The sequence below is a fragment of the Aureispira sp. CCB-QB1 genome, from assembly GCF_000724545.1.
GTDB lineage: Bacteria > Bacteroidota > Bacteroidia > Chitinophagales > Saprospiraceae > Aureispira.
This window is the reverse complement of record NZ_JHBV01000043.1, coordinates 182,888-208,192: the sequence shown is the minus strand read 5'-3', so window position 1 is coordinate 208,192 and position 25,305 is coordinate 182,888. Positions and strand designations below refer to the sequence as shown.

The following is a 25,305-nucleotide window of genomic DNA, read 5'->3' as shown; positions in this document are numbered from 1 at the left end:
ATAATTTTTATAAGTCTATAAAGTTTTTTAAAATTTTTGCGCCAACACTTCCCGACTTTTCAGGATGAAATTGTGTCGCATAAAAATTATCTTTGTGTAACGCTGCGCTAAATGCTCCTCCATAATTACAACGGGCGATTGTATGGACACTTGCCTCTACATAGTAGCCGTGTACAAAGTATACATAGCTCCCCGAAGCAACTCCCTCTAACAAGGCTGTAGGCTCACAAGACAGTTGATTCCATCCCATATGTGGCACTTTCATTCCTTTTTGAGGCATAAAACGTTTCACCTGTTGTGGAAAAATTCCTAAACCTTTGACATTTCCTTCTTCCGAAAAATCGCAAAGCAATTGCATCCCTAAACAAATTCCCAATACAGGCTTTTTCAAATTTTTAATCACCACATCCAAACCTGTTTGCTCTAAATAAGCCATAGTTGAATTGGCGGCACCAACTCCAGGAAAAATTACTTTGTCTGCCTCAGAAAGAACAGCAGCTTCTTTTGTCAAAATGGGTACTACTCCCAAACGTTCCAACGCAAATTGTACCGAACGGGTATTTCCTGCATTATAATCTATAATTGCTACTTTCATTTTATTGTTTCAATAGTTCGTTAATTTTGTAATTTTTAAATCCCCCATACCGACCCAAGCTTACAATACTCCTTTCGTTGAAGGCAAACGCTGGTTGTAAACATCTCGCTTGATAGCCATCTTGATAGCCTTTGCCCAAGCCTTAAAAATGGCTTCTATCTTGTGGTGCTCATTCGTTCCATTAGCTTGAATATTCAAATTGCAACGTGCCGCATCAGAAAAAGACTTAAAAAAGTGAAAAAACATTTCTGTAGGCATTTTCCCAACCATTTCTCGCTTAAACTCTGCTTCCCAGACGATCCAATTTCGTCCTCCAAAATCCAATGCCACTTGCGCTAGACAATCATCCATTGGCAAGCAAAAACCATAACGTTCTATTCCCTTTTTATTACCCAAAGCCTTTCTAAATGCTTCGCCCAAAGCTATGGCTGTATCTTCAATCGTGTGATGTTCATCCACATCCAAATCTCCCTCAACCAATACCTCTAAATCAATTCCCGCATGACGTGCCAGTTGATCCAACATATGGTCGAAAAAGCGAATTCCTGTCTGATTATTGGTCTTAGCGGTTCCATCTAAATTCAACTGGATTTTAATTTGAGTCTCTTTGGTATTTCGCTCTATTTGCACCATCCTAGATGGTAATTTTAAACACTCATAAACCTCTTGCCAATCCTTGGTGGTTAGTTGAATCGTCTGTTTTAATTGCTCCACTCTTGCCGCACACTCTTCTTTTCCCAACTCCGAAGGATTTAACCAAATTCCTTTTGCGCCTAGATTCTTAGCCAACTCCATATCGGTCAAGCGATCTCCTATTACAAAGGAATTTTCCAAATCATAATCCCCTTCTAGGTATTGGGTCAACAAGCCCGTTCTAGGCTTTCTAGTTGGCGCATTATCAGCAGGAAAAGAACGATCAATCAAAACCTCACCAAACACAACTTCCTCATTTTTAAAAGCTTGAATAATTTTATTCTGAGCAGGCCAAAATGTTGCTTCTGGAAAAGAATCTGTTCCCAAACCATCTTGATTGGTTACCATAACTAACTCATAATCTAATTCCACTGCTATTTTAGAAAGGTATTGAAATACTTTAGGGTAATACTCTAGTTTCTCCAAACTATCCAACTGATAATCAATAGGTGGCTCAATTACTATAGTGCCATCTCTGTCTATAAATAATACTTTTTTGCTCATTGTTATTTTATTTTTAAAGTGGAATAACTACTTAAAACCGCTAGCAGCTTCTCATTTTCTACTTTTGTTCCTATCGTTATTCTCAAACAATTATCACACAAAATCACCTTGCTTCGGTTTCTGATGATAATCCCTTGTTCTATTAAATATTGATAAATTGTATCAGCTTGCGTGACTTTTACTAATAAGAAATTCGATGCAGATGGGTAGATTTCTTCTACAAACACTAGCTTAGACAAGGCTTTTGCTAGCAATGCTCGTTCGGATAAAATCGTAGCAATGTCTTCTTTCAAAGTACTCCAATCTTGTAGTTGACTCAAGGCGTATTTTTGCGTTAATACATTAACATTATAAGGCGGCTTAACTTTGTTGAACAAGGCAATGATTTCTGGGCTTGCCAATGCCATCCCCAATCGAATGCCAGCCATTCCCCAAGCTTTAGAAAAGGTTTGCAACACCACCAAATTAGGATATTTTTGAATCCATCGTGTGCAAGAAGCCTGCGTTGAGAAGTGTATGTAGGCCTCGTCTACAACTACGATTCCCTCAAATTTTTCGATCAGCTGCTGTAGTTTTCCTACATCAAAATCATTCCCTGTTGGATTGTTGGGGCTGCACAGAAAGAGTATCTTTGTTCGTTCGCTTTGTGCCGCTAAGATGCCTTCTACGTTAGGTTGATAATCTAATTCTAAGGGTACTTCTATGACCTGAATATTATTCAAACAAGCAGATACTTCGTACATCCCATAAGTTGGTGGCAATGTAATAATGGCATCTTTTCCAGAGTTGCAAAAAATACGCAACAATAAATCAATAGCCTCATCACTTCCGTTTCCCAAAAAAATTTGCGTGGCATCTAATTCCACCAAAGGCTCAATGGCTTTTTTCAAATCGTTTTGCAATGGATCAGGATAACGATTGTAATTGGTTCGAATGGTATTCTCATTGGCATCTAAAAATACGTTAGCATTCCCCTTAAACTCTGAACGTGCCGAGGCATAAGGAGTCATATTTAAAATATGGGGGCAAACCAGTTCCTTTATTTTTTTCATACTTCTAATTTTTAATGTCTGTAGATTTTAGTGTTCTTAATCGAATACTGACAGCATTTTTGTGTGCCTCCAACTCTTCGGCAGCAGCCATTAATTCAACTGCCCATCCAATGTTTTTTAAGCCTTTGATACTCGCTTTTTGAAATGTTATTTTTTTGACAAAGGAGTCTAGTGAAACACCGCTATAATTGCAAGCAAAGCCATTGGTTGGTAAGGTGTGGTTGGTTCCTGAAGCGTAGTCTCCCAACGATTCAGGCGTGAAGTTTCCTAAAAAGACCGATCCTGCATTGGTTATTTTTTCAGCCATTTTATCTGCCTCAACTAGATTTAGAATTAAGTGCTCGGGTGCATATGCGTTGATAAATCGAATCATTTCTTCTGAGTTCTGCAATACAACGGCTCGACTATTTTGAAGGGCTACTTTTGCGATGTCTTTTCTTGGCAACCGTTCAATTTGCTGGCTTATAGCACTTTGAACTTCTTCAACGACCTTCATATTATCACTAACCAACATAACTTGGCTATCCACTCCATGTTCTGCTTGAGAAAGTAAGTCAGCCGCAACAAAAGCAGGATTGGCTTGTTCATCTGCCCAAACTAACAACTCAGAAGGTCCTGCAGGCATATCTATCGCAACACCTTGTTGACTGACCAGTTGCTTGGCACAAGTAACATATTGATTCCCTGGTCCAAAAATTTTGTATACCTTAGGAATGCTTTCTGTTCCAGAAGCCATCGCTCCAATAGCCTGTACCCCACCTACTTTAAAAATTTGGGTGCACCCAACCAAACTGGCAGTGTATAAAATAACGGGATTGATTTTACCCTCTTGAGTCGGTGGTGAACATAGAATAATTTCTTGGCAACCCGCTAATTTTGCAGGAACCCCCAACATTAAAACCGTAGAAAACAAAGGCGCTGTTCCTGCTGGGATATACAAGCCCACTTTGTCAATCGCCACACTTTTTCTCCAACAATTGATTCCTGAAGTGGTTTCAACCACTTTCACGCTATCTCTTTGACTCTCGTGAAAGGTTTCTATATTTTTTTTGGCAGCTTGAATGGCTGCTTTTAAGTCTTCAGGCACTAATTGGATGGCTGCTTTAATTTCATCCTCCGAAACACTCAAGTTATCTATGGCGACTTGATCAAACTTTTGGGTGTATTCTTTTACCGCTGCATCTCCCCTTTCCTTTACCCTAGAGAGAATATTTTTCACAAGCCCTTCTAGGTTTTCTGTCTCGATAACAGGACGTTGCAACAAAGCTTCCCAGTTTTTAGGATACTCAATAATTTTCATAACGTTTTTTTCTGTTTTAATTTTAGACAAATAGATTGATTCCAATAGTTAGCTTCGCTGCTACTATAATTCATAACTATACAATCATTTTTTCAATGGGAATGACCAAAATACCTTCGGCCCCTGCGGCTTTGAGCTTATCAATCACCTCCCAAAAAGCCTGTTCCTGAACTACAGAGTGTAAAGAGCTCCAATTTTTATCTTTCAAGGGCAAAATGCTAGGGCTTTTCATACCTGGCAACAAAGCACAAATTGCTTCTATTCTGTCATTTGGAGCATTCAGTAGAATGTATTTGTTATGAGCAGCGGCTTGTTTTGCTCGAATTCTAAAGAGTAATTGTTCGAGAATCTGTTGCTTGCCAAGGGATAAGTTTTGATTGGCAATGAGTACCGCTTGCGATTTTAGTATAACTTCTACCTCTTTCAAGCCATTGCTCAATAAAGTAGAGCCCGAACTAACCAAATCACAAATCCCTTCGGCCAATCCAATGCTAGGTGCTATTTCAACAGAGCCACTAATAGAGTGTATGTCTGCCTCGATGTGTTTTTCTTTTAGATATTGTCGTAAGATGTTGGAATAAGTGGTAGCAATTTTTTTTCCTTGCCAATAATCCAATCCAGTATAAACTTCATTTTTAGGAATGGCCAAAGACAAGCGACATTGTGCAAAGCCCAAGTCCAATATCTTGTCTACTTTAGCTTGTTCTTCTAATAAAACATTTTCCCCTAAAATACCGATATCAGCAACGCCATCTTCTACATATTGAGGGATATCATCATCTCTCAAATAATAAATTTCTAAAGGGAAATTAGTTGCGGGTGACAATAACTTTCGTTTTCCATTTTGCAATTGAATACCACAATCGCTTAACAATTGCATTGATTTTTCAGTTAGCCGACCTGACTTTTGGATGGCAATACGAAGAATTTCGTTGTTCATGACCTTGTTTGTTGTAATTAAAAAGAGAAATATAAGATGGGCAAAAAACAAAAAAGGCTTATCACCAAGTGATAAGCCTTTTCGTATTTTGTCTTCTACCTAATTGATTCGCTAGGAATGGAAATTATGATGAGTAGAATGATGGACACATACAGTAGCCTCACTTGACTGACAATGCAGCAAATGATGGATATGATGTGTATGTGTGTTACTCAAAAACATAATTATTATTAGAAGTGTTTTTTCTGATTTGTTACTACAAACCTAGTATTTTTTTTCTGAAACTTCCAAATTTTCTTTACTTTTTTTTGTTTTACAACAATTACTCTACCTACCTAAACACTTTCTAATCATCCTACTTACCCACTTGCTTTTTAAGCTAAAATACATTATAATTGTCTTAATACCATATCATTCCCTTTCTTAAAAAAGCTTTACAAAGGTTTCATCCACACCACCTCAACTATCCAATTCGATTGTTATTCGCAGTCGTGAATTTTAACTAATATTTAGCAATTCTAGGAGTAATAAAACCAACTTTTTAATCCAATTATTTGTTTTATCAATACAAGTTTTAATCCTTAATAATTAAAAATTTTAATCAAAATATGTTGCAAGAGAATACATCCAATACAGGATAATAATCGATGACAACGTACTATTATCTCACCTTCAAAAAATAGTAATTATGAAGCATATAATTTTTACTTTAATTTTAAATATAGTACTCCTCCCTATGTCTTTTTCACAAGGACAAAAAGCTTTAATCAAATCTTTTGACACCGATTCAAAAGAACTAGTCGTTGATATGGTTGGTCGTGTTTTGGTCAACGAATGGGATGAAGATTATGTACGTGTCATGAGCAACATAGAAATCAATAATTTTAGTGATCAGGTTCTGATGCGTTTGGTAAGCCTAGGGCGCTATGCTATTTCTTCTGAAACTATTGATGGTGTCATGAAAATTCAAATGCCTAGAATAGCACACCAAGTAAGCATCAAAGGAGAAGTGTTAGAAGAAGTGTTAGAATATCAAATTTTTGTTCCTAAAGGCATGAAAGTAACTGTCCTAGGGGCTCACAACTACATTAACTTTTAGAATCTATTAATACTCTAACAGTCGATACTTCAATATATTTTTATACCAAAATATAAAACTTCAATAATCAATTAATACCTTAGCCTCTAGCAATTGCTAGAGGTTATTTTTTAGGCTATAAGAAATGACAATTGGTAATTCGCTATAAAAACCATTCTCATTTCGAAACCAAACATTATTAATCTAGTACTGTGCGCTACCTTAGTTAAAAGTACTCAAAATGATTTTATGCATAAAAAAGTATTTATCTTTCTCTTTGACGGATTTTCAGACTGGGAAATTGCTTTTCTTTCTCCTGAAATCAAAAAAAGTCAGTCGATTGAACTTATTTATTTCTCAAGTACAGGACAAGCTGTCTCATCTATGGGAGGATTACAGGTGATGCCTAATGTTTCATTGGAACAAATTGATCCGCAAGAAGTTGATTTATTGGTACTTCCTGGCGGGAGTGCATGGGAGCGCAATAAAAATAATGAAATAGAAACGCTGGTCAAATCCTTAGTCGAAAACAAAAAAAGTATTGCTGCTATCTGTGCTGCAACAACCTACTTAGGCAAACTCGGTCTTCTCAATCAAATCAAACACACTAGCAATGCCCTTCATTATTTGCAAAGTATTGCTCCTCAATATACTGGTGCTGTCAATTATACTGATGCGCTAGCTACTTCTAGTCGCCATATTATAACTGCTAATGGGATTGCTCCAATCGAATTTGCCAAAGAAATATTCTTGCAATTAGAATTATATGACCTTGCTACAATTGAAAAATGGTTTCAGCTGTTTAAGAATGGGATTTGGAAGGTATAATGGCTTATGAAAAACTCGTACAGACGATTCAAGATAGTAAGCATGCTACTCATTCTAACATTCCTTTTTAGAACCTGTTTGTTCATAATGATGTTTTCTTATTCTGCAATTGATCAGAGAGCCACTATTTTGTTAGAGGATAAAAGATTTATCAAAATAGTGCAACAAGAAGTTGTCAAATGCATCAACACCTCTCAAACATCGAAAATTTCCCTGAAAGATATTCTCTATGTAGCTCACTGCCTTACGAATAAAACGCTTTCGTTTACAACTATAAAAAGTTCTAGAAATCCTAATACCGTTTTAAAAACAGGCAAAGCAAATTGTATTGGCTATGCTGCTTTGTTTAACTCTATTGTCAATTTCATTTTTCAAGATCAACAACTTCAAGCAAAGTATAAAGCTCAACATCTTGTTGGAAAAATAGATTTTTTGGGGATGGATTTACATAGATTTTTTAGTAGTTCCTTTTTTAAAAATCACGACTATAATGTTATCATTGATTTACAGACAAATAAGGCTATATATATTGATCCTGTTATTAGCGACTATTTTTACATTCACCAAATTTCTGCCACTAAACAGTAAAACATTCTAAAATTACATCCATGAAAGTTATTGACGATCAAAGAGAAATCCCTTCCTTTTTTTCCAAAGCATCTATTTTATTTTTATCCACATTCTTCGGTTCTTTATTTGGAGCTTTTGTATATATATCCAATTTACAGGTAGTCAACAAAAAGCACCTGATTTTTCCTACCATTTTATCCATCGCAATCGTCAATGGGTTTGTCATTTCTAAAATTTACCCAATACTATCTTCAATCCCTTTTCCTATTCTATATCCTCTGCTTAATGCCTTTAGCAGTCTATTGTTAATTGGTCCTTTTTGGAATTATCATTTAAAAGAGCACAAAGTTTATGATACCAATAGTATTTGGGGACCACTAGCAGCAGGAGTATTAATTTTTGGCGGTTTTATTGCGATTGGTTTTTACCTAAAGTCTGTTAATGGCTAAAATATAGCTGTTCCTCCTCTTACACTACTTCTGGAAGTATAGAAGTATACTTACTCAGGCAAATTTACATTCAACAGACGCGCTTGTTTTAGGTACAATCGAAATTTATTTTCTTCTTTCATAATTTTAAATTCTACATCCACTCCATAATGTGTAGGGTGTTCAAGCTCTTTTTTCAGCAAGGTATCCAATGTTGCACAAGCACTTTGCAATTGACGAACAAGGGGTGTCAGTGTCGCATTTTCAACAAAAATATTGTGTATAGACGACTTGGACTCTGTGACATACCATTTGCTATTCAACTGCCGAAAATAAATTACCTCTGGCACGGCTTTACCTTCAGGATTTGTAACAGATTGTTCACCATATTGTGTGTTAATATGAATACTTGGCGTTCCTGTAGGGTTGGGCAATGTCAATGCCACTCCATTGGCATATTCATCAGGAAAAGCTTCGTTGATCAAGATTCCCATTGCGGCTTTACTATGATCAATTCCAAAAAAATCACGTTCTTCAAATGCACGAGCCAACCACAAAGACCCATAGACTTCCAATATTTTTTGCTGTATAACAGTTCGTTCGCTCCCCTCCCAAAAACCTTTGGAAACATATAATCCAGCCCCATTAAATTCTGGCAAATCTTCACAATTGGTCGAACTACGCAAGCGGATTTTTTTGCCTTTGTAATATTGCTTACAGATAATCTCTAGTTCCTTAAAAACTTGCTCCTTCAAAGTAGCTCCCATTATTGCATTTCTAATAGTTTCCAACTGCTTGTGCAAACGTTCTTTTGTCCATTGGTGTTTCTGTTTTAGCAGTGTTTGAATCAGTTGATCTGCCCCACAAGCTTGTATCGTTTGAAAATAAAAGTAAAAAGGAATTGCAAAACCAGGTCGAGTATAGTTGGGTAATTCATGATACAACAAAGCATAATTACTTGCTTTTGCCCCTATACAAGTAACCGTTTGCACCGATCTATCTCCTGTCGTAAAATGTGAAAAAGCACGAACAGATACATCTGGTTTTGGTAAATCAATCTTCAATTTTCGTTGACTCGACCAATGCAACTGAGCCGCTTGTTCAGAAATAGGTTCTATTGTTAGAATGTTTTTTCCTTTCTCTTTCTTGCAAATAATTTTCACCAACTTATTCTCATATTTTGCTCGAAAATCACTTGGTAACTGTTGCGTTAAATAAGCATTTGCTGTTCCTCGGTTTTTGGCTAAAAGGTTGATGTGCGAAAAAGGTGTTTGAGGTGCCAAAGTAAGTATTCCATTTGCAATCGGTACTCGATAAGGAATTTGCTGATAAAGCAAAATATTTTTAAAATCGCTTTGGACTTGTGTTTCCTCTCCTTCCTTTACAAACCGTAAATAACCAACTGCCACCCCCTCATTTAAGACATTAGCCGACCAATATCCATCTTGTTTAGGAGCAATTTTTGTCTTTTCTTTAGCTTCTTTTTTAGAGGCTCTTTTAATCAATTCACCCAATGTCATGGTAACATATCCCGCCTTTTCGATCCCTTCTCGAATTGTTAAATTAGGTAAGGAAGCACTTGGGCTTGCTAAAATAGCAATTCCCTTTCCTACTTCAGGAACTTGCTGTTTGATATATCGTTCTACCACTTCCATCAACTCTACAAAAGTACGTTCCATAGACCAACGACTATCGGTATAACTATAATCCTCTAACCGCACCGCCCAAGTATATACTTGCCCATCTTTTTGAATGGGCATTGTCCGTAAATCGTACAAAAAAATAGGCAAATAAACTCTCTTGTCAGGATGACGTACCAATTCTTTAAACTGATTAAATCGAAGTCCTGTTTTCAAACCATAACAAACAAAATTACCATGCCCTTTGTACTGTTCTACATCAAATAAATACACTTTTTTTAAAGATTCATTCCAATTAGTAGCAACTCCTTTCCAAGTCGGAATCTTATCATAAGCAATAAATTGATATTGCTTACTTGAAAATTCATTTTGCGCTTGCAACAAACATCCCAAACACAGTAATAAAGCAGTTAATCCTATTCTCATATTAAATAATGATTTCAATTTAAAAAAGGGGTCTTATTAACACTCATACGGTACTTGCTATTAAGTTAATACATTTTCTTAGTAAACTATTCTCATTCTAAAAATGATCCTTTGGCATCAACCTAAAAGTCGCCAATTGATTTTCAATTGACGACTCCTTTTTTATAACACAATACTAATTTATGCTAGATTATCCTTTTAGTTTTCAGCATCTTAAACTTTTTCGGACGTTTCTTTTATAGTAGTTAGCTACGCTGCTACTATTGTTTTACAAACCCCGACCATCGAGTCATGTATTCGATAAAATCTTCTCCCAATCCTTCTTTTCGAAGATAATCTTTGGAGACAGGAGTTGGTGTAGGTTCAAAATTATCATTTTCCATCACTTTTTTCGGAAAATCATGATGCAATATTGCAGAATGTCCAATCGTCACAAAATCGACTCCTGCATCTAAAACCTCTCTAACATCCTGAGCACTTTTTATTCCTCCTGCAACAGTCAGCAAAACATTTTTACGGTCAAGTTCTGTAAAATAAGTCAATAAAGATTTTCCTTTGTATTGCTCCTCCTCTGGCTCTTTGAAGGAATCCCACAAAGAAACATCTAAAAAGTCAATCTTTCCACCATCAATCAACTGCTGACAAATGGTTGTAACCTCTCTTAAGTCCATTCCAAATCGTTCGGGCGATAAGCGCACTCCCAATAAAAAATCAGAACCACAAGTCGTTCGAACACCATCAACTATTTCCAACAAAATGCGCGCTCTATTTTCCAAACTTCCTCCATACTCATCTGTCCGATGATTGATTGCAGCACTCAAAAATTGGGTTAAAATATATCCATGTGCTCCATGAATTTCCACACCATCATATCCGCTTTCTTTTGCTCGAATTGCTGCTTGAATAAAATCATCTCGAAGTTGTTTCACCTCTTCTAAAGAAAGCCCACGTGCATTGTGTTTCTCATTATCAGAGGGGCAAACGGGCTTATCTTGAAGCAAATCCATTGGAGAACGCATTCCCGCATGATGTAATTGACTAACAATCAAGCTGCCATTTTCCTTAATCGCACGCGTTAATTTTTTATGCCCCTCTATATGCTCATCAGAAAAGAGTCCTAATTGTCCAGGGAACCCTTTTCCTATTTCTTGAACATGGGTAGCACAGGTCATTACCAAACCAAATTGTCCCTCTGCTCTCATTTTTAGCCAATTTAATTCTTCTTTAGAAAGTTGCCCATCTTCATGGCTCTGTGTGTTGGTCATTGGAGCCAACATAAATCTGTTCTTCATACTGGCACCACAAGTAAACTTAATGGGGTTTGCTGCTTTGTTTTTCATTCCTATTTTTTTCTTGATAAGTAAGTGGGCAGAAAAAATATAGCTAAAAAATAGACTTATTTTTATATAATTTTTTCTGAACGATTACTTAATTTATTGCGAATCTATTTCTATTTCCATCTATAAACTAGAATACTGTCGCAATTGTTGAGGCTATAATTAATAAAAAGTAGCCTATCACCACAAACACCTTAGTATCAATGGCATTTTTTTGGAGATAATTTTATTTCGTCAATCCAAGACCTCAAAAAAGCAAGCAAAGTCACATTCTAATAATAAGACCTTCCTAAAAAGTATCATTTTGGTATAAGCCTCTCTAAAGTAAAGTCAAAACCAGAGAATTATCTTCCTACTAAAAACGTAAAATTATTTATATTTGTAGATAGTACAAACAATGGACTTTTCATAAAATAACGAATATGGCTAATAACAAATTACTAGTAAACGAAAGACAGACTGATTTAGGAAACTTTATGGTCGGAAGGTTATTGCCTTTTCGCAAAAAAAGACAAGTGGGTCCATTCACATTCATAGATCACATAGGACCAGCAGAATTAGGAAATGGTCAGTACTTAGATGTAGATCAACATCCGCACATTGGGTTAAGTACCCTAACCTATCTTTTTGAGGGAGAAATAGAGCATCGAGATAGCATCGGCAGTATTCAAATTATCACTCCAGGCGATGTTGGTTTTATGACAGCAGGATGTGGGGTTACCCACACAGAACGGACACCTCAACACAAACGACAAGAAGAAACATTTACCATGCACGGCTATCAAATTTGGGTAGCACTTCCCAAGGAAAAGGAAGAAATGGAACCAAGATTTGATTATTATCCAAGTTCAGAAATTCCAACTTGGACAGAGAATGGTGTTCGATTCAAACTAGTAGCGGGAAATGCCTTCGGTAAATCAGCTCCCTTACAAGGTTATTCTCCCCTATTTATGGTTGACATCTACGCTGAAAAAGCGACAACCATTTCGCTGAAAAATCAATTAAAAGGGGAAGTTGCTTTTGTTATTGTCAAAGGCTCTATTAGCGATCAAGAAGAACGAGTTGAAGCAGGGCAAATGCTCATTAGCAAAACCAATGAAGCTTGCGAAATTTGCTTGGACGCTCAAACGCAACTTTTGCTGTTTGGCGGGGCTCCGTTGCCTGAGGAACATTATCTGCTTTGGAATTTTGTTTCTCATAGCAAAACTCGCTTAAAAGAGGCTCAAAAAGATTGGGAAAACAAAGAATTTCCAATGGTTCCTGACGACAATACGTATATTCCAATGCCTGCTCTAAAAAGATAACTTTCTTTGAACGATTGCTTAGCACTAATAAATCGTTATTTTACAACTCTTTTTATAAAAAAAAATCAACATACTTATGCATTGCTCACCCCAGTACATCTGCCTTTTTCTTTTGGGAATATTCTATCTAACCTCTTGCCAAGAAGAGAAACCTACTGGCACTCAAATTGCCTCTTTTTCAGTTACAAAATCAAACAATGATCTTGTATTTAATTTTTCGGCTACAGGTCAAGATGTTCAATACTATGAAATAACGTATAGCAATTCTAATGCTAGTTCAAGCCATTTTGGAGACTTTACAACAACAGAAACCAGCACCATTACCAAAACAATAAGTGAGTTGTCTATTCGATCAGGTGGTATCTATACATTTAATGTTTCTGCTACACTCAATGACTTATCTGTTATATACTGGTCTAATCCTGTTTTAATCAACTTTGGGGATTTTTGTGAAGCTCCACATGGTCTAACTTTTGTTGGCAACTCTGGGTTTGTTTGGAATAATTATAATAATAATACAAGTTCTTCTTATTACGAAGTGAGTTATGGAATTGCAGGAACGTCCGCAAGTGCAGGAGAAAAAATTACAACCAATAATATGAATTGTAGAGACATGGTATTAGAGCAAGGAAAAGTCTATGATTTTTATGTCCGAGGTTATTGTAACAATACATTAGGTTGGAGCGATTGGGCTGGACCATTCACACATTATGCCTCTGAAAATTTCAATATTTGCATGCCACCATCCAATTTATCATTTTCGATTGTTAGAGATAGCCTTTCCCGACCATTTGGGGCAGAATGTACTTGGGAAGATAATGGAGGCAATACCGATTACGAACTTAATTTAGTTAGTAATGGATATGCTCCTACTTCTGGAAATATAGAAACCGTGACAAGCACAGCAAGAAGTGTGACTGTGTTTTATGGTCCGCTAACTCGAAACAAAGATTACGATTTTTATGTTCGAACAATTTGCAAGGATGGAACTCCCACAAACTGGGTTGGTCCATTAAATGTGAATATTAACTAGTCGCTACCATAACGATTCTTTTATAAAAATAAAAGCAACTCTATTGCTGTTTTAGAGCAGATGCATTTTTTGCATCTGCTCTTTTCAATTCCAACACCCATCATCATCATTCCTCTCCTCTTGTTCTTCTTCTCTATAAAACCAACCAGACAGTTAAATTAATGTCCCTCTAAGCTTTACACTGCAATGAATCCTAAAATATTTCGTTTTATTTTAGTATATTCGCTAGTTCCTAAATCCGAAAAAAATAAGAGCACTCATTTCAAAAAATGAGTATCTCGTATCAATCAATTTCCACCTTCAACATTGCATTGCTGCAATTTTGTTAGAACATTTGTTATGAAAGTACTATTGACCTTCCTTCTATGTCCTTTATTATTGTGTTTTAGCACAACTTTATGTTCACAAGTCACTCTGACGGTGAGAATCAACAGTGGAAATTCCACCACGACCTGTACCGATGGCTTTTTTGGAGGGGCTCCAGAACCACATTGGCGCGTAGAGGTTGCTGGTCAAGGCTATACCACTTATCCTAGAAGAGGAATTTGTTTTACCAATCCACCCAATACGCAATACAACGAAACATTCAATTGCCCGAATAACTATCCTGCCAATTTGCAAGTTTGCCTCCGAGCATTTGAAGATGATGGCGCAGCCTGTGTGGTTAGTCAAAGTTGTTTGGAACAAATTTGCCAAAATTTTGCTACCCCAACTCCAGGAAATGCCATTACTTATAGCCTTGCGGTAGGAGGATCAAGTACAGCAAATGTCAATTTTACCATTACAGCAACAGGAAGTTTTAATCTGCCTGGTAGTGCTTACAATACTGTCTGTAATGCCATTAATTTAGGAACACTTAATTCTAACACAACACTTGGTAATAGCGGTTTGAGTAATTATGGAAATTACTGTGCAGATAATATAGGCGAACCCAATCCTTGGGGTGGAGACAACGATCAAGGGGTTTGGTTTCAATTCACAACTGGTGCCTTCCCCTCTGCTGTAATTGATATTCAAGCCGAAAGTGATCCACAAAACTTTGGAGACGATATTGATTTGCAATTAGCACTTTATGAGTCTAGCAATGGAACCTGTACAGGAACATTAAACTTAATTGATGAAGAATACCAAGGTTTAGGTCTGTTAAACGATGAAGACATGACTGTCAATTGTCTGTCCCCAAATACAACATACTTTATATTAGTAGATGGAGAACGAACCAACGTTATCAATACAGGAGGTCAAGAAGGATTCTTTGGGTTGCAAGTGGTAGATGGAGGAATCTTACAGGCAGGAGATGAAATTTGTGACGCCGAATTTCTGGGTGCCGTCCCCAATGGAGGATCGGTAGCCACTCCTAATTTAAGTCGCTCCAATGTTTGTGCGACCAATACCAACGACCCCAACCCTGGTGCTTGGGCTTCGGACCAAACTGTATGGTTTCGTTTTCAAGCCCCCCCCTCTGGGCATGTGATTATAGATGCAGATAGTGACCCCTTACTCCCTCTGTCCAACGACCCTATCGACTTACAATTAGCAGTCTATGGGACTAGTACAGGAACGTGTACAGGGGTACTAGATTTTATTGCCTCTGATTATACCCCAGGTTTGTTTGGCGAATCGATGGACGTCAAGTGCTTAACACCTGGCGAAAACTATTGGGTAATGGTCGATGGTTCCCCTCTCAATGTAGATGGAATCTTTGATTTGACGATAACAGATGGAGGAATATTTCCAGCTCCCAATGATTTAATTTGTGACGCCATTCCTCTAGGGCAGCCTGCTCCAGGAGGTACAGTAGGCTTAATTGATCAAAACAACTACTGTGCAGATAATATCTTTGAACCCATTCCTGCCAACTGGGGAAATGACCAAGGGGTTTGGTATACGTTTATTGCTCCGCCCTCTGGCAAAGTAGAAATTCGTTTGGATAATGGAGGTCCTTTTAGCAGCGATAATATTGACCTACAAGTAGCGGTCTATGATTTAACAGGTGCGGTTTGTACAGGAGTTCCAACTGAAATAAAGTCAGAACACGAAGGAATTGGAATTCTCTGGGACGAAGACATGGAAGTTGAATGTCTAATTCCTGGTCGAGAATACTGGATATTAGTAGACGGGGAAGGGTCTTTAATTGACCCTGATTTGCAAGTAGGTATCTTTGACATTGAGGTTTATGGAGATCCTAGGGATTTGGCATCACCATACGATGATCCTTGTAATGCTTTGGCATTAGGAGACCCAACAGGAGGCTCTGTTGGTACTAGCCCTATCACTAACCATGGTTCTCAAAACAACTTCTGCGCTACAGCCACAGGCGAACCTCAACCATCTGGTTTTACTGCTGACCAAACTGTCTGGTACACCTTTGTCGCTCCTTCCACAGGAAACGTTAATATTAACATGAATTCTGACCCTATTATTGGAGGAACAGATCCTATCAATTTGCAGATTGCTGTTTGGGAAACGCCAGGCTGTACAGGTCCTTGGAGAGAATTTGTGAGTGGCGATGATTTATTATACGACGTTGATTTAGATGTTTACTGCTTAAAACCTGGTGAAATATATTACATCCAAGTTGATGGTTCTCCACCTGTTTTATTAGAAGGTCACGAAGGCTACTTTGACATTACCATTACTGAAATCCCTTCTATTCCTGTTGCGCCCAATGATTCTATCTGTAATGCTATTGCACTAGGCAATCCTTTTGCAGGAACTGTTGGCATTACCAATCAACACAACCTTTGTGCCGACGATTTGGGCGACCCAACACCTTCTGCTTTTGGAACAGATCAAACCGTCTGGTACTCATTTACAACTCCTGCAACAGGAGGTCCTTATGCGGTTGATATTAATACGACTTCTAGTTTGCCTTGGCCGTTTGGCAATCAGGATGCCATTGATTTGCAGTTAGCTGTTTTTGAATCTAGTAATAACCTTTGTACAGGTACTCTAACAGAGGTTGAAAGTGGTTATTCGCTCTTAGATTTATTCAACGAGAGCTTGAATGTCCCCTGTTTGGAAGCAGGAAAAACCTATTATGTCATGGTTGATGGCTCTTTCTTGGATGTTCAAGGATACTTTGACATTAGTATTTCTGCGGCAACAGCCGTTCCTATTCCTACCAACGATTTAATTTGCCAACATGAAAACTTAGGTGTCGTGCCTATTGGTGGTTCGATTAACAATGGTAATAATTATTATAACTTCTGTGCAGACGTAGAATCAGGCGAACCCAATCCATTTAGTATTGAACAGACGGTTTGGTTTTCTTTTGTCGCCCCCAATCATCCCGGCGCTAACACAACTGCCAATGTTACCATTTCTGTAGAATCTGATCCTGCTGGTGTTGGTAATACCGTTGATTTACAATTAGCTGTTTATGAGTCTAGCAATGGTACTTGTACCGGAAATATGACGTTATTAGAAAATGGCGATGCAGACCCACTATTCAGTTTTGATGCTGATGTGAGTGTCACCTGCCTATATCCAGGACGACGATATTGGGTACAAGTAGACGGTTCTGCACTGAACTTGGAAGGCTATTTTCAAATAGAAGTACAAGACGATGGAGCTGGTTATCGCCCTCCTTATAATATTATTTGTAATGCTGAACCTCTAGGCGTTGTTCCCAATGGAGGTTCTATTAATAACAATATTGATTATACCAATCTTTGTTCAGATACCGAACCTGGCGAACCTACCCCTTCTGCATTTAGTGTTGATAAAACCGTCTGGTTTACCTTTACAGCTCCCGCTTCTGGTAATGTAACCATTGATGCCCAAAACGACCCAAACAACATAGGGGACGAAATTGATTTACAATTGGCATTGTACTATTCTCCTAACAACACTTGCTCTGGTCCATTCTTAGAAGTAGACAGTGATTACGATATTTTTAACAAAGATGAATCATTGAGCGTAGATTGTTTAGAACCTGGTCGTTTGTATTTCTTACAAGTAGACGGCTCCAATGGTGCTTTTGGCGATGAAGACGGTTGGTTCACCCTTGAGATTCGAGATGACGGAGGTACAAGCAATTTTCCTTATAATAATGACATTTGTAATGCCTATAATTTTGGAATTCCCAATACAACACAAACACTCAATAGTGAATCCAATGTTTGCGCCAACATAGAACTAGGCGAACCTGGTGTTGGTAGCTATGCCACTCATACCGTTTGGTATCAATTTACAGCACCACCTTCTGGGCGTGTTGAAATTGATGTTACCTCAACCAACCTATTTCTTGGAATGGATCCAGAAGTCAGACTATTTTCTTCGTCTAACAATAGTTGTACGGGGGCATTATCACAAATAGAAAGTTCTACTTGGCCAACAGCTCTGATTACGGAAAACATAGAGGCAACTTGCTTGGTTCCTGGAAATGTTTACTTCATCCAAGTCGATGGCTCTGGGTTGGTCATTGAGGGCACGTTCAACATATCTATTGAAGATATACACCCAAGTTATGGCACAGGAGTAGCAGGTGATCCTGAACCAGCTAATAATGCCTGCGATAGCGCTATTACACTAACCGTGCAATCTGAATCTTGCTTAAATGCCAATGGAACGTTCTCCCAATTAAACTATGGTTTACCAACCATTACTTATAACCCTGCTTTCGCACAAGGCTGCGGAGGAAACTGCGGTGACACTTGGTATCAATTTACCATGCCAGCCTCTGGCAATGCAGTCATTGAAGGCAATGACGATAATGTTGGTGGTGGTATTTTAGGCGATTTTTCTGAATTAACCGTTGTAGCTTATACGGGCACCTGTGGCAACCTGACGCCTATTGATTGCGATCAAGGAGGTTTGAGTAGCGATGTATCCTTTCAGGTTGCAGCTACTCCAGGCTCTACCGTTTGGCTCCAAGTATTCAATGAAGACGGAGACGATGATGAAGAAGACTATGAATTGTGTATTTCGGAAGGTTGTGGGTTTGATGACTGTTTGGATGCCTTGGCAATACCGATGCTGCCCAATGTTCCTTATTGCTTTAATACAGCTGGTGCAAATGGGGAAAATGTTTCGGGTGGTGCCCCTGGATATTTTGAATGTTCAGAAGGTGACAATCCCGAAAATTCAGTGTATTATTACTTTGTTTCGGATTGTAATGGCAGCGACGTAACGCTCAGTATCATCAATGCTGTTTCTAATGGGAATTGTATTTTGGGTATTACACCAACCGATGGATTTAATATCTCTCTATTCCAAGATGCGACCCCCTGCGACAATAACCCCGATACGCTTGTCGATTGCCAAACCTTTACAAGTTGTGACGTTCAACCTTTTAACTGGTCTCAAACCTATACTGGGTTATCTCCTAATACGCCTTATGTCATTCAATTAGATGGTGGATTTGGTAGTTTGGGAGGTGATAATGTGGGAGAAATTATGATTACCACTACCACGGACCCTGTCCTAAATCCAGTGTCAACGCCTCTAAGTTGTTCTGGACTTAATGATGGTACCGCATCAGCAGTTACTTTAGGCGGCGTTGCTCCATATACCTTTAACTGGAGCAATGGTCGTACCGATTCTACAATTACAGGGTTGGCAGCGGGAACTTATTTTGTTACGGTTACAGGTGTAAACGGCTGTTTTGATACTGCTAGTGTTGTTGTTGATAACGGCTTATTACTAACTGCTTCTATTGCTAATACAATTGATGTAAGTTGTAGTGGCGATTGCAATGGACAAGCCTCTGTTGTGGCTATTGGAGGAAGTGTTGCCACTTCCTATACTTATTTATGGGATGCCGCCGCAGGAAATCAAACAACAGCAACAGCAACTGGTTTATGTGTTGGAAATTATACCGTTACGGTTTATGATGACAACCTTTGTTTTGATACAGCAAATGTAACTATCAGCACACCAAATCCGATGACCATACAAGTAGATTCGATGACAACAGCATCCTGCAATGGAGTCTGTGATGGTGCTGCTTTTCTTTCTACTACTGGTGGCTCTGTGGTAGGCAATTATAGTTACCTATGGTCCAATGGGCAAACAACCGCCCAAGCTACTGGACTGTGTGCAGGTGCTTACCGAGTAACGGTGACAGATGACAATAGCTGTTCGGATACCTTAAGCATCCTCATTACACAACCAACAAGCGTAACAGCATCTATTGCCAATCAAACCAACATCAATTGTAACGGTGATTCGACTGGTTCTGTTCAAGTACTAGCAACCAACGGCACGCCAATTTACACGTACAGTTTATATGATAATGTAGGCTTATTAATAAGCAGTTCTAGCAACACATTTAATAATTTACCAGCAGGAGATTACGGTATTTTGGTAGAAGATGCCAATAATTGCCAAGACTCTATAACTATTGTGATTACTGAACCAAGCGCATTAACGGGAACGTTAATTGCCTCTTCTAACGTTAGTTGTTTTGGTAATAATGATGGTGAAATTATTGTTCAAGCGACAGCAGGTTCTGGCTTGGCTCCTTATCGTTACTCTCTTGATGGTATTAACTTTAGTAATAATGGAACATTCTTAAATCTTACGGCAAATAATTATACCGTTGTAATTCGAGATAGTAATAATTGTACCATTACAATTCCTGTTACCATTAGCGAACCAGCAGGCATTAACGTTGTTCTAAACGCTCAAACCGTAGCTAGTTGTGGGGCTTGCGATGCAACCGCTACCATTACAGCTAGTGGTGGTGCTGGAAACTTTACTTACCTTTGGCCCAATGGAGAAACTACCGCAACTCCAACAGCCCTTTGTGCAGGAACCAATACCGTTACGGTGACAGATGTCAACAATTGCTCTGCTACTTTAGCTGTTACGATTGCCAATTCCAACTCATTTGCAGTAACACCAACAATAGACCAAATGATTACTTGTAATGGCGATTGTAATGGGGCGATTAGCATTGTTGTTCCGACAACAGGTACACCACACACATTCGCTTGGAATACAGGAAATACGACCAATGCCCTTTCTAGCCTATGTGCAGGAAGTTATACCGTCACCGTCACCGATAATAGTGGCTGCTTTGTTGTAGAAACGATTAATTTGGCAGAACCTGCTCCCTTAACAACCTTGGCAGCTCCTATTCAACCCGTTAGTTGTACAGGTCTTGCCGATGGTCAAGCAACAGCAACCCCTACTGGAGGGACGACTCCTTATAGTTATTTATGGGATAATGGAGAAACCAATCAAACAGCAGTACAACTCCTTGCAGGTTCTCATACAGTAACCGTTACCGACAGAAACAATTGCACAACAAGTACTTCAGTTGTAATTCTAGAACCTAATCCTTTAGTTATTAGGATACAAAACACAACTGCTTCCAATTGTTCTTCGACAGGTTGTAATGGGACAGCAACGGTTACAGTAAGCGGCGGGCAAGCCCCTTATACCTACCTATGGTCGAATGGGAACACCAGCCCTACCCCTAACAATCTATGCCCCAACTTTAACCAAGTTACGGTAACAGATGCTAATGGATGCAGCATTGATACTAGCATACTAATTCCTGCTAATACTTCGTTGAACCTAAGTGTTATCAATCAAACAAGCCCTAGTTGCTTTGGTCATTGTGATGGTTCTATTGTTGTATCCGCATCGGGCGGAAACAGTAGTAGCCCTTACAACTTCACATGGAATGACCCGAACAATCAAACTACGGCTTTGGCAACAGGGCTTTGTGCAGGTGTTTATCAAGTAACCGTTGAAGATATAGATGGCTGTTCAGCTGCCATGGCAATTACCTTGAGCGAAACCGATTCTATTCAAATTGCAAGCTTGGTGAATGATGCCAACTGTTTTGATAGTAACGATGGTAGTATTACGCTTACTGTCAGTGGAGGCACAGCCCCTTATTCGTATGCTTGGAGCAATGGCAACCACTCCGTTTCTAATCATAACTTAGGCCAAGGGGTTTATCAAGCCACTGTCACGGATGCCAATGGATGTTCCGCTACTATTGAGGATTCCATTCATAGTCCTTCTCCTATTATTACCCATACTACTATTTTTACCCCATACAATGGGCAACAAATTTCTTGTGCCGATGGAAACGATGGAATTGCCATGATTAGTGCTTCTGGGGGAGTTCCTGGATATAGTTATCAATGGTTTAATGGCGAAACAACCGATACCATCACAGGCTTACAGGCTAGCACTTACCCCGTAACCGTCACAGATGCACAAGGTTGTACAGCCCTAGACAGTGTTACACTCATGCATCCACCACAAATTGTTATCACAACTAACATCACCTCCAACTACAATGGGTATAATGTTAGTTGTCACGATGCCAACGATGGAACAGCGATAGTGAGTGCAACAGGTGGAACTGGTGCCTATAGCTATGTCTGGTCAGGAGGGCAAACCAACACTACTGCCGTCGGACTTTCTAGAGGCACTTATGCTGTTACAGTAACAGATATTAATGGTTGTTGGACCATGCACACCGATTCATTGACTGCTCCACCTGCCCTTTCTGACACATTTATCGCTGTTCAAAATGCAAGTTGTTTTGGGGCTTCAGATGGGCAAGCCACGGTCGTAGTTTCTGGAGGAGTTCCTACTTATAACTTTGTATGGGATAACGGAGCAACTTCTTCCTCTGTCAATAACCTAGACTTTGGTATACATAGTGTTACCATTACAGATAACAACGGTTGTACGATCACAGATGATGTGAATATTTTCCAACCAACCGAACTGCACGCTACCATTACAGCTGCTCCAGCAATTTGTTTTGGAGATAGTAGTGGTAGTGCAACTGTTACAGCAACAGGAGGCACTGCTCCTTATACTTATTTGTGGTCTGATGGGCAAAGCAGTTCAGCTGCAACCAACTTGCCGACTGGAGCTTATACCGTAACGGTAAGTGATGCCAATGCTTGTAGCGTTACAGCAAGTATTACTGTTTCAGAACCTAGTTCTATTGCAGCAACCATAAGTATTAGTTCTAACTATAATGGTTCTCCAATTAGTTGCTTTGGAGCAACCGATGCAGAATTAACTGCTAGCACAACGGGAGGAACTAGCCCTTACAGCTATTTATGGTCTGATGGGCAAACCGATTCAATTGCAACAGGGCTAGGTGTTGGCAATTATGCCGTAACAATTACCGATAACAATGGCTGTATGGATAGTGCTAGTATAACCATCACTGCTCCTGGTCTATTACAGGCAACTGTAAGTGTTAGTTCTAACTATAATGGTGTTGATATCAGTTGTGTGGGTGCCAATGATGGAATGGCAACGGCTCTGCCAATCGGAGGAACAGCTCCATTTTCATACCTTTGGCCTGATGGGCAAACGACTGCTACCGCTACAGGCTTGGGACCACATACCTATTTTGTGCAGATAACAGATGCCAATGGCTGTTCTGATACTGCTCAAGTAAGTTTAACAGAACCTGCGCCAACCAACGTAGCGATCAATCTAATTAATCATGTTTCTTGTGCAGGTGGTCAAGATGCAGCCGCTGAAATTATTCCAATTTCGGGCACACCTACGTTTAGCTTTTTATGGGATGATGGAACAAGCACTGCTATTAATAACAACCTTGCGGTTGGTATGCACACTGCTACCCTAACGGATATGAATGGTTGTCAAGCAAGTGCTTCTATTGTTATAACAGAACCAACAGCTATGTATCTAATCAATAGCTCTACAACTCCCATTAATTGCCACGGTGGTAATAACGGAACAGCAAGTATTCAAATTGGTGGAGGTACAGCGCCATACACCTATCTTTGGTCAAATGGTCAAACGACTAGTACAGCTTCTAATCTAATTGCTGGTTTGTATACTGTAACGGTTACCGATAATAGTGGTTGTACGGCTACGTTCCAAGAAATTGTTACCCAACCTTCTCCACTAGGGTTAACCTTTACGAATATTATAGATATTGATTGCAATGTTAATCAAAATGGTTCTGCTACTCCCCTAGTTTCTGGAGGTACAACACCTTATTATTTCCAATGGAACAATACCTCTACTTACAATGATAGCATTCCAACCTATTTAACGTATGGGTGGAATACGCTTTTGGTAACAGATTCCAAAGGTTGTACCATCTTAGATTCTGTGTTCATCAATCATCCCAATCCTATTTTAGTGACTTCTACGAGTACTGATATTAGTTGTTTTGGAGCCAACGATGGAACGGCTGTTGTTAGTGCTATTGGTGGGACGCCTCCTTTAACCTACACTTGGTCCAATAGCCCCAGTACTAGTAATTCTATTAGCGGTATTGCTGCCAATTTCACGTTTTATTGTACCATAACTGATGCCAATGGATGTACTCATGTTGAATCATTTTTCTTGTATCAACCCGATGAACTACAGGCTACTTTCACGCAAATTAGTAATGCAGATTGTAAAAATGGCAACAACGGAATGCTAACCATAGAAGCTCAAAATGGAACTGGTCCTTATATTTTTAGTTGGAGCAATGGAATACAAATAGTTGATCCTAGCAGTTCTACGGTAGGAAATCTAAGTGCGGGAACCTATGCTGTTACAGTAACAGACCAAAATGGTTGCTCTACTTCTTTGAATACGTTAATCACTGATCCTGCCCAACTATCTGGCACGGCTAGCGATGACCAATTGGATTGTTTTGGCGACACCGATGGGAAAATTGTGGCAACTGCTGCTGGTGGAACGCCTCCTTATTTCTTCTCTTTGAATGGAGGGATTGTTCAAAATTCAGGCACATTTAGTGGTTTAGGAGCTGGCAACTATACTGTTGAAATCACAGATGCTAGTGGCTGTATCTTTACGACAAGCGCAACGGTTGCTGTTGCTGATTCTGTTGTTTTACGAGTTCCTGCCGATATGAGTATCAAATTTGGAGAGACAGTACCACTATTTGTTCAGATGCCTGTTAATTCTCCAACTAATCCTGTTGTAACATGGACGCCCAATACTGGCTTGAGTTGCGATACTTGTTATCAATTAACAGCACAACCATTTACTTCTACCCTATATACTGTCTCCATTACAGGAGATGAGGGCTGTACTAGTACAGCCGATGTATTCATAGAAGTTGATGAAGATAAAGGCGTCTATGTTCCAAACGCATTCTCTCCGAATGGAGATCGTACCAACGAAGTATTTATGCTCTATAGTTCTGGTTCTGTTGACAAAATCGAAGAATTTATGATTTTTGATCGATGGGGGGAACTCCTTTGTCATCATAAAGATGGACGCCCTAATTATCCTGCCTATGGATGGGACGGAACTTTCTTAGGACAACCGATGAACACAGGCGTGTTTGTCTATTACATTCGAGTCCGTTATGTAGATGGTTCTACGGAGATTTTTAAAGGCGACTTGACTTTAATTCGATAGTTTTTTTAATCATTATTCAACAGGCAATCTTTGACAAAAGGTTGCCTGTTTTCTTTTTTTACAATTATTATTCTCTTCACAAGTATTTTTTTCTTTACTTTAAACCGTTAATTCTAATTAAGAATCAATAAAATGGTGGTAAATTTTAGTAAACCACAACGTAGTAACAGAGCTTTTGTAAGGTCAATAAATTAATAGTTTGTTAACTATTATTCCCTAAAAAAGGTAATA

General features: G+C 38.8%; 14 protein-coding genes. 7 read left to right on the top strand and 7 right to left on the bottom strand.

The genetic code is table 11. From position 1 onward, the window contains the following. Positions 1-7: 7 nt before the first annotated feature. The 5 genes from hisH to hisG form a co-directional block, all read right to left on the bottom strand. Entirely contained in the window at positions 8-595 is a 588-nt protein-coding gene (gene hisH, locus CG11_RS23900) for an imidazole glycerol phosphate synthase subunit HisH (protein WP_052599380.1), read from the bottom strand. Positions 596-655: 60 nt separating this feature from the next. After that, positions 656-1,792: a bifunctional histidinol-phosphatase/imidazoleglycerol-phosphate dehydratase HisB gene (gene hisB, locus CG11_RS23895; protein ID WP_052599379.1), complete on the bottom strand. Its 1,137-nt coding sequence runs from the start codon at positions 1,790-1,792 to the stop codon at positions 656-658. A 2-nt stretch (positions 1,793-1,794) separates the two neighbouring features. Continuing rightward, a complete protein-coding gene (gene hisC, locus CG11_RS23890; RefSeq protein WP_052599378.1) occupies positions 1,795-2,844 on the bottom strand; it encodes a histidinol-phosphate transaminase in 1,050 nt (349 codons plus the stop codon). 4 nt (positions 2,845-2,848) lie between these two features. Further along, the gene (gene hisD / locus CG11_RS23885; protein WP_052599377.1) at positions 2,849-4,144 is read right to left on the bottom strand and encodes a histidinol dehydrogenase; all 1,296 of its coding nucleotides are present in this window, start codon (positions 4,142-4,144) and stop codon (positions 2,849-2,851) included. 76 nt (positions 4,145-4,220) lie between these two features. Continuing rightward, positions 4,221-5,084, bottom strand: coding sequence for an ATP phosphoribosyltransferase (hisG, locus tag CG11_RS23880; RefSeq protein WP_052599376.1), 864 nt, complete (start codon positions 5,082-5,084; stop codon positions 4,221-4,223). Between the two features lie 688 nt (positions 5,085-5,772). Between hisG and CG11_RS23875 the strand changes: the two genes are divergently transcribed. From CG11_RS23875 to CG11_RS23860, 4 genes are all read left to right on the top strand, one after another. After that, positions 5,773-6,183: a hypothetical protein gene (locus tag CG11_RS23875; protein ID WP_156039879.1), complete on the top strand. Its 411-nt coding sequence runs from the start codon at positions 5,773-5,775 to the stop codon at positions 6,181-6,183. A gap of 228 nt (positions 6,184-6,411) precedes the next feature. After that, the gene (locus CG11_RS23870; RefSeq protein ID WP_052599374.1) at positions 6,412-6,990 is read left to right on the top strand and encodes a DJ-1/PfpI family protein; all 579 of its coding nucleotides are present in this window, start codon (positions 6,412-6,414) and stop codon (positions 6,988-6,990) included. A gap of 87 nt (positions 6,991-7,077) precedes the next feature. Next, positions 7,078-7,578 carry a hypothetical protein gene (locus CG11_RS23865; RefSeq protein ID WP_156039878.1) on the top strand — a complete coding sequence of 167 codons (501 nt, stop codon included), beginning with the start codon at positions 7,078-7,080 and terminating at the stop codon, positions 7,576-7,578. 20 nt (positions 7,579-7,598) lie between these two features. After that, positions 7,599-8,009: a hypothetical protein gene (locus CG11_RS23860; RefSeq protein WP_052599372.1), complete on the top strand. Its 411-nt coding sequence runs from the start codon at positions 7,599-7,601 to the stop codon at positions 8,007-8,009. Positions 8,010-8,059: 50 nt separating this feature from the next. On the opposite strand, the gene CG11_RS23855 is transcribed toward CG11_RS23860, so the two are convergent. Beyond that, a complete protein-coding gene (locus CG11_RS23855) occupies positions 8,060-10,054 on the bottom strand; it encodes a PEP/pyruvate-binding domain-containing protein (protein ID WP_052599371.1) in 1,995 nt (664 codons plus the stop codon). Between the two features lie 260 nt (positions 10,055-10,314). Next, positions 10,315-11,394, bottom strand: coding sequence for an NADH:flavin oxidoreductase (locus CG11_RS23850; RefSeq protein ID WP_052599370.1), 1,080 nt, complete (start codon positions 11,392-11,394; stop codon positions 10,315-10,317). Between the two features lie 419 nt (positions 11,395-11,813). Here CG11_RS23850 and CG11_RS23845 point away from each other — a divergent pair, with 419 nt between their 5' ends. The 3 genes from CG11_RS23845 (at position 11,814) to CG11_RS30890 (ending at position 25,074) form a co-directional block, all read left to right on the top strand. Next, positions 11,814-12,695, top strand: a complete 882-nt coding sequence (locus CG11_RS23845; RefSeq protein ID WP_052599369.1) for a pirin family protein — start codon at positions 11,814-11,816, stop codon at positions 12,693-12,695. 76 nt (positions 12,696-12,771) lie between these two features. Continuing rightward, complete coding sequence (locus tag CG11_RS23840; protein ID WP_052599368.1) at positions 12,772-13,728, top strand: hypothetical protein; 957 nt, start codon at positions 12,772-12,774, stop codon at positions 13,726-13,728. 339 nt (positions 13,729-14,067) lie between these two features. Continuing rightward, positions 14,068-25,074 (top strand): T9SS type B sorting domain-containing protein, encoded by an 11,007-nt coding sequence (locus CG11_RS30890; protein ID WP_156039877.1) that lies wholly within the window; start codon positions 14,068-14,070, stop codon positions 25,072-25,074. The last annotated feature ends 231 nt before the right edge of the window (positions 25,075-25,305 follow it).

Bases quoted from the DNA above. Each gene is read 5' to 3' on its own strand.
- CG11_RS23875 (WP_156039879.1), top strand. From the start codon at position 5,773: ATGAAGCATATAATTTTTACTTTAATTTTAAATATAGTACTCCTCCCT.
- hisB (WP_052599379.1), bottom strand. From the start codon at position 1,792: ATGAGCAAAAAAGTATTATTTATAGACAGAGATGGCACTATAGTAATT.
- CG11_RS23860 (WP_052599372.1), top strand. From the start codon at position 7,599: ATGAAAGTTATTGACGATCAAAGAGAAATCCCTTCCTTTTTTTCCAAA.
- hisG (WP_052599376.1), bottom strand. From the start codon at position 5,084: ATGAACAACGAAATTCTTCGTATTGCCATCCAAAAGTCAGGTCGGCTA.
- CG11_RS23855 (WP_052599371.1), bottom strand. From the start codon at position 10,054: ATGAGAATAGGATTAACTGCTTTATTACTGTGTTTGGGATGTTTGTTG.
- CG11_RS23865 (WP_156039878.1), top strand. From the start codon at position 7,078: ATGATGTTTTCTTATTCTGCAATTGATCAGAGAGCCACTATTTTGTTA.
- hisC (WP_052599378.1), bottom strand. From the start codon at position 2,844: ATGAAAAAAATAAAGGAACTGGTTTGCCCCCATATTTTAAATATGACT.
- hisD (WP_052599377.1), bottom strand. From the start codon at position 4,144: ATGAAAATTATTGAGTATCCTAAAAACTGGGAAGCTTTGTTGCAACGT.
- CG11_RS23850 (WP_052599370.1), bottom strand. From the start codon at position 11,394: ATGAAAAACAAAGCAGCAAACCCCATTAAGTTTACTTGTGGTGCCAGT.
- CG11_RS23845 (WP_052599369.1), top strand. From the start codon at position 11,814: ATGGCTAATAACAAATTACTAGTAAACGAAAGACAGACTGATTTAGGA.
- CG11_RS23840 (WP_052599368.1), top strand. From the start codon at position 12,772: ATGCATTGCTCACCCCAGTACATCTGCCTTTTTCTTTTGGGAATATTC.
- CG11_RS23870 (WP_052599374.1), top strand. From the start codon at position 6,412: ATGCATAAAAAAGTATTTATCTTTCTCTTTGACGGATTTTCAGACTGG.
- hisH (WP_052599380.1), bottom strand. From the start codon at position 595: ATGAAAGTAGCAATTATAGATTATAATGCAGGAAATACCCGTTCGGTA.
- CG11_RS30890 (WP_156039877.1), top strand. From the start codon at position 14,068: ATGAAAGTACTATTGACCTTCCTTCTATGTCCTTTATTATTGTGTTTT.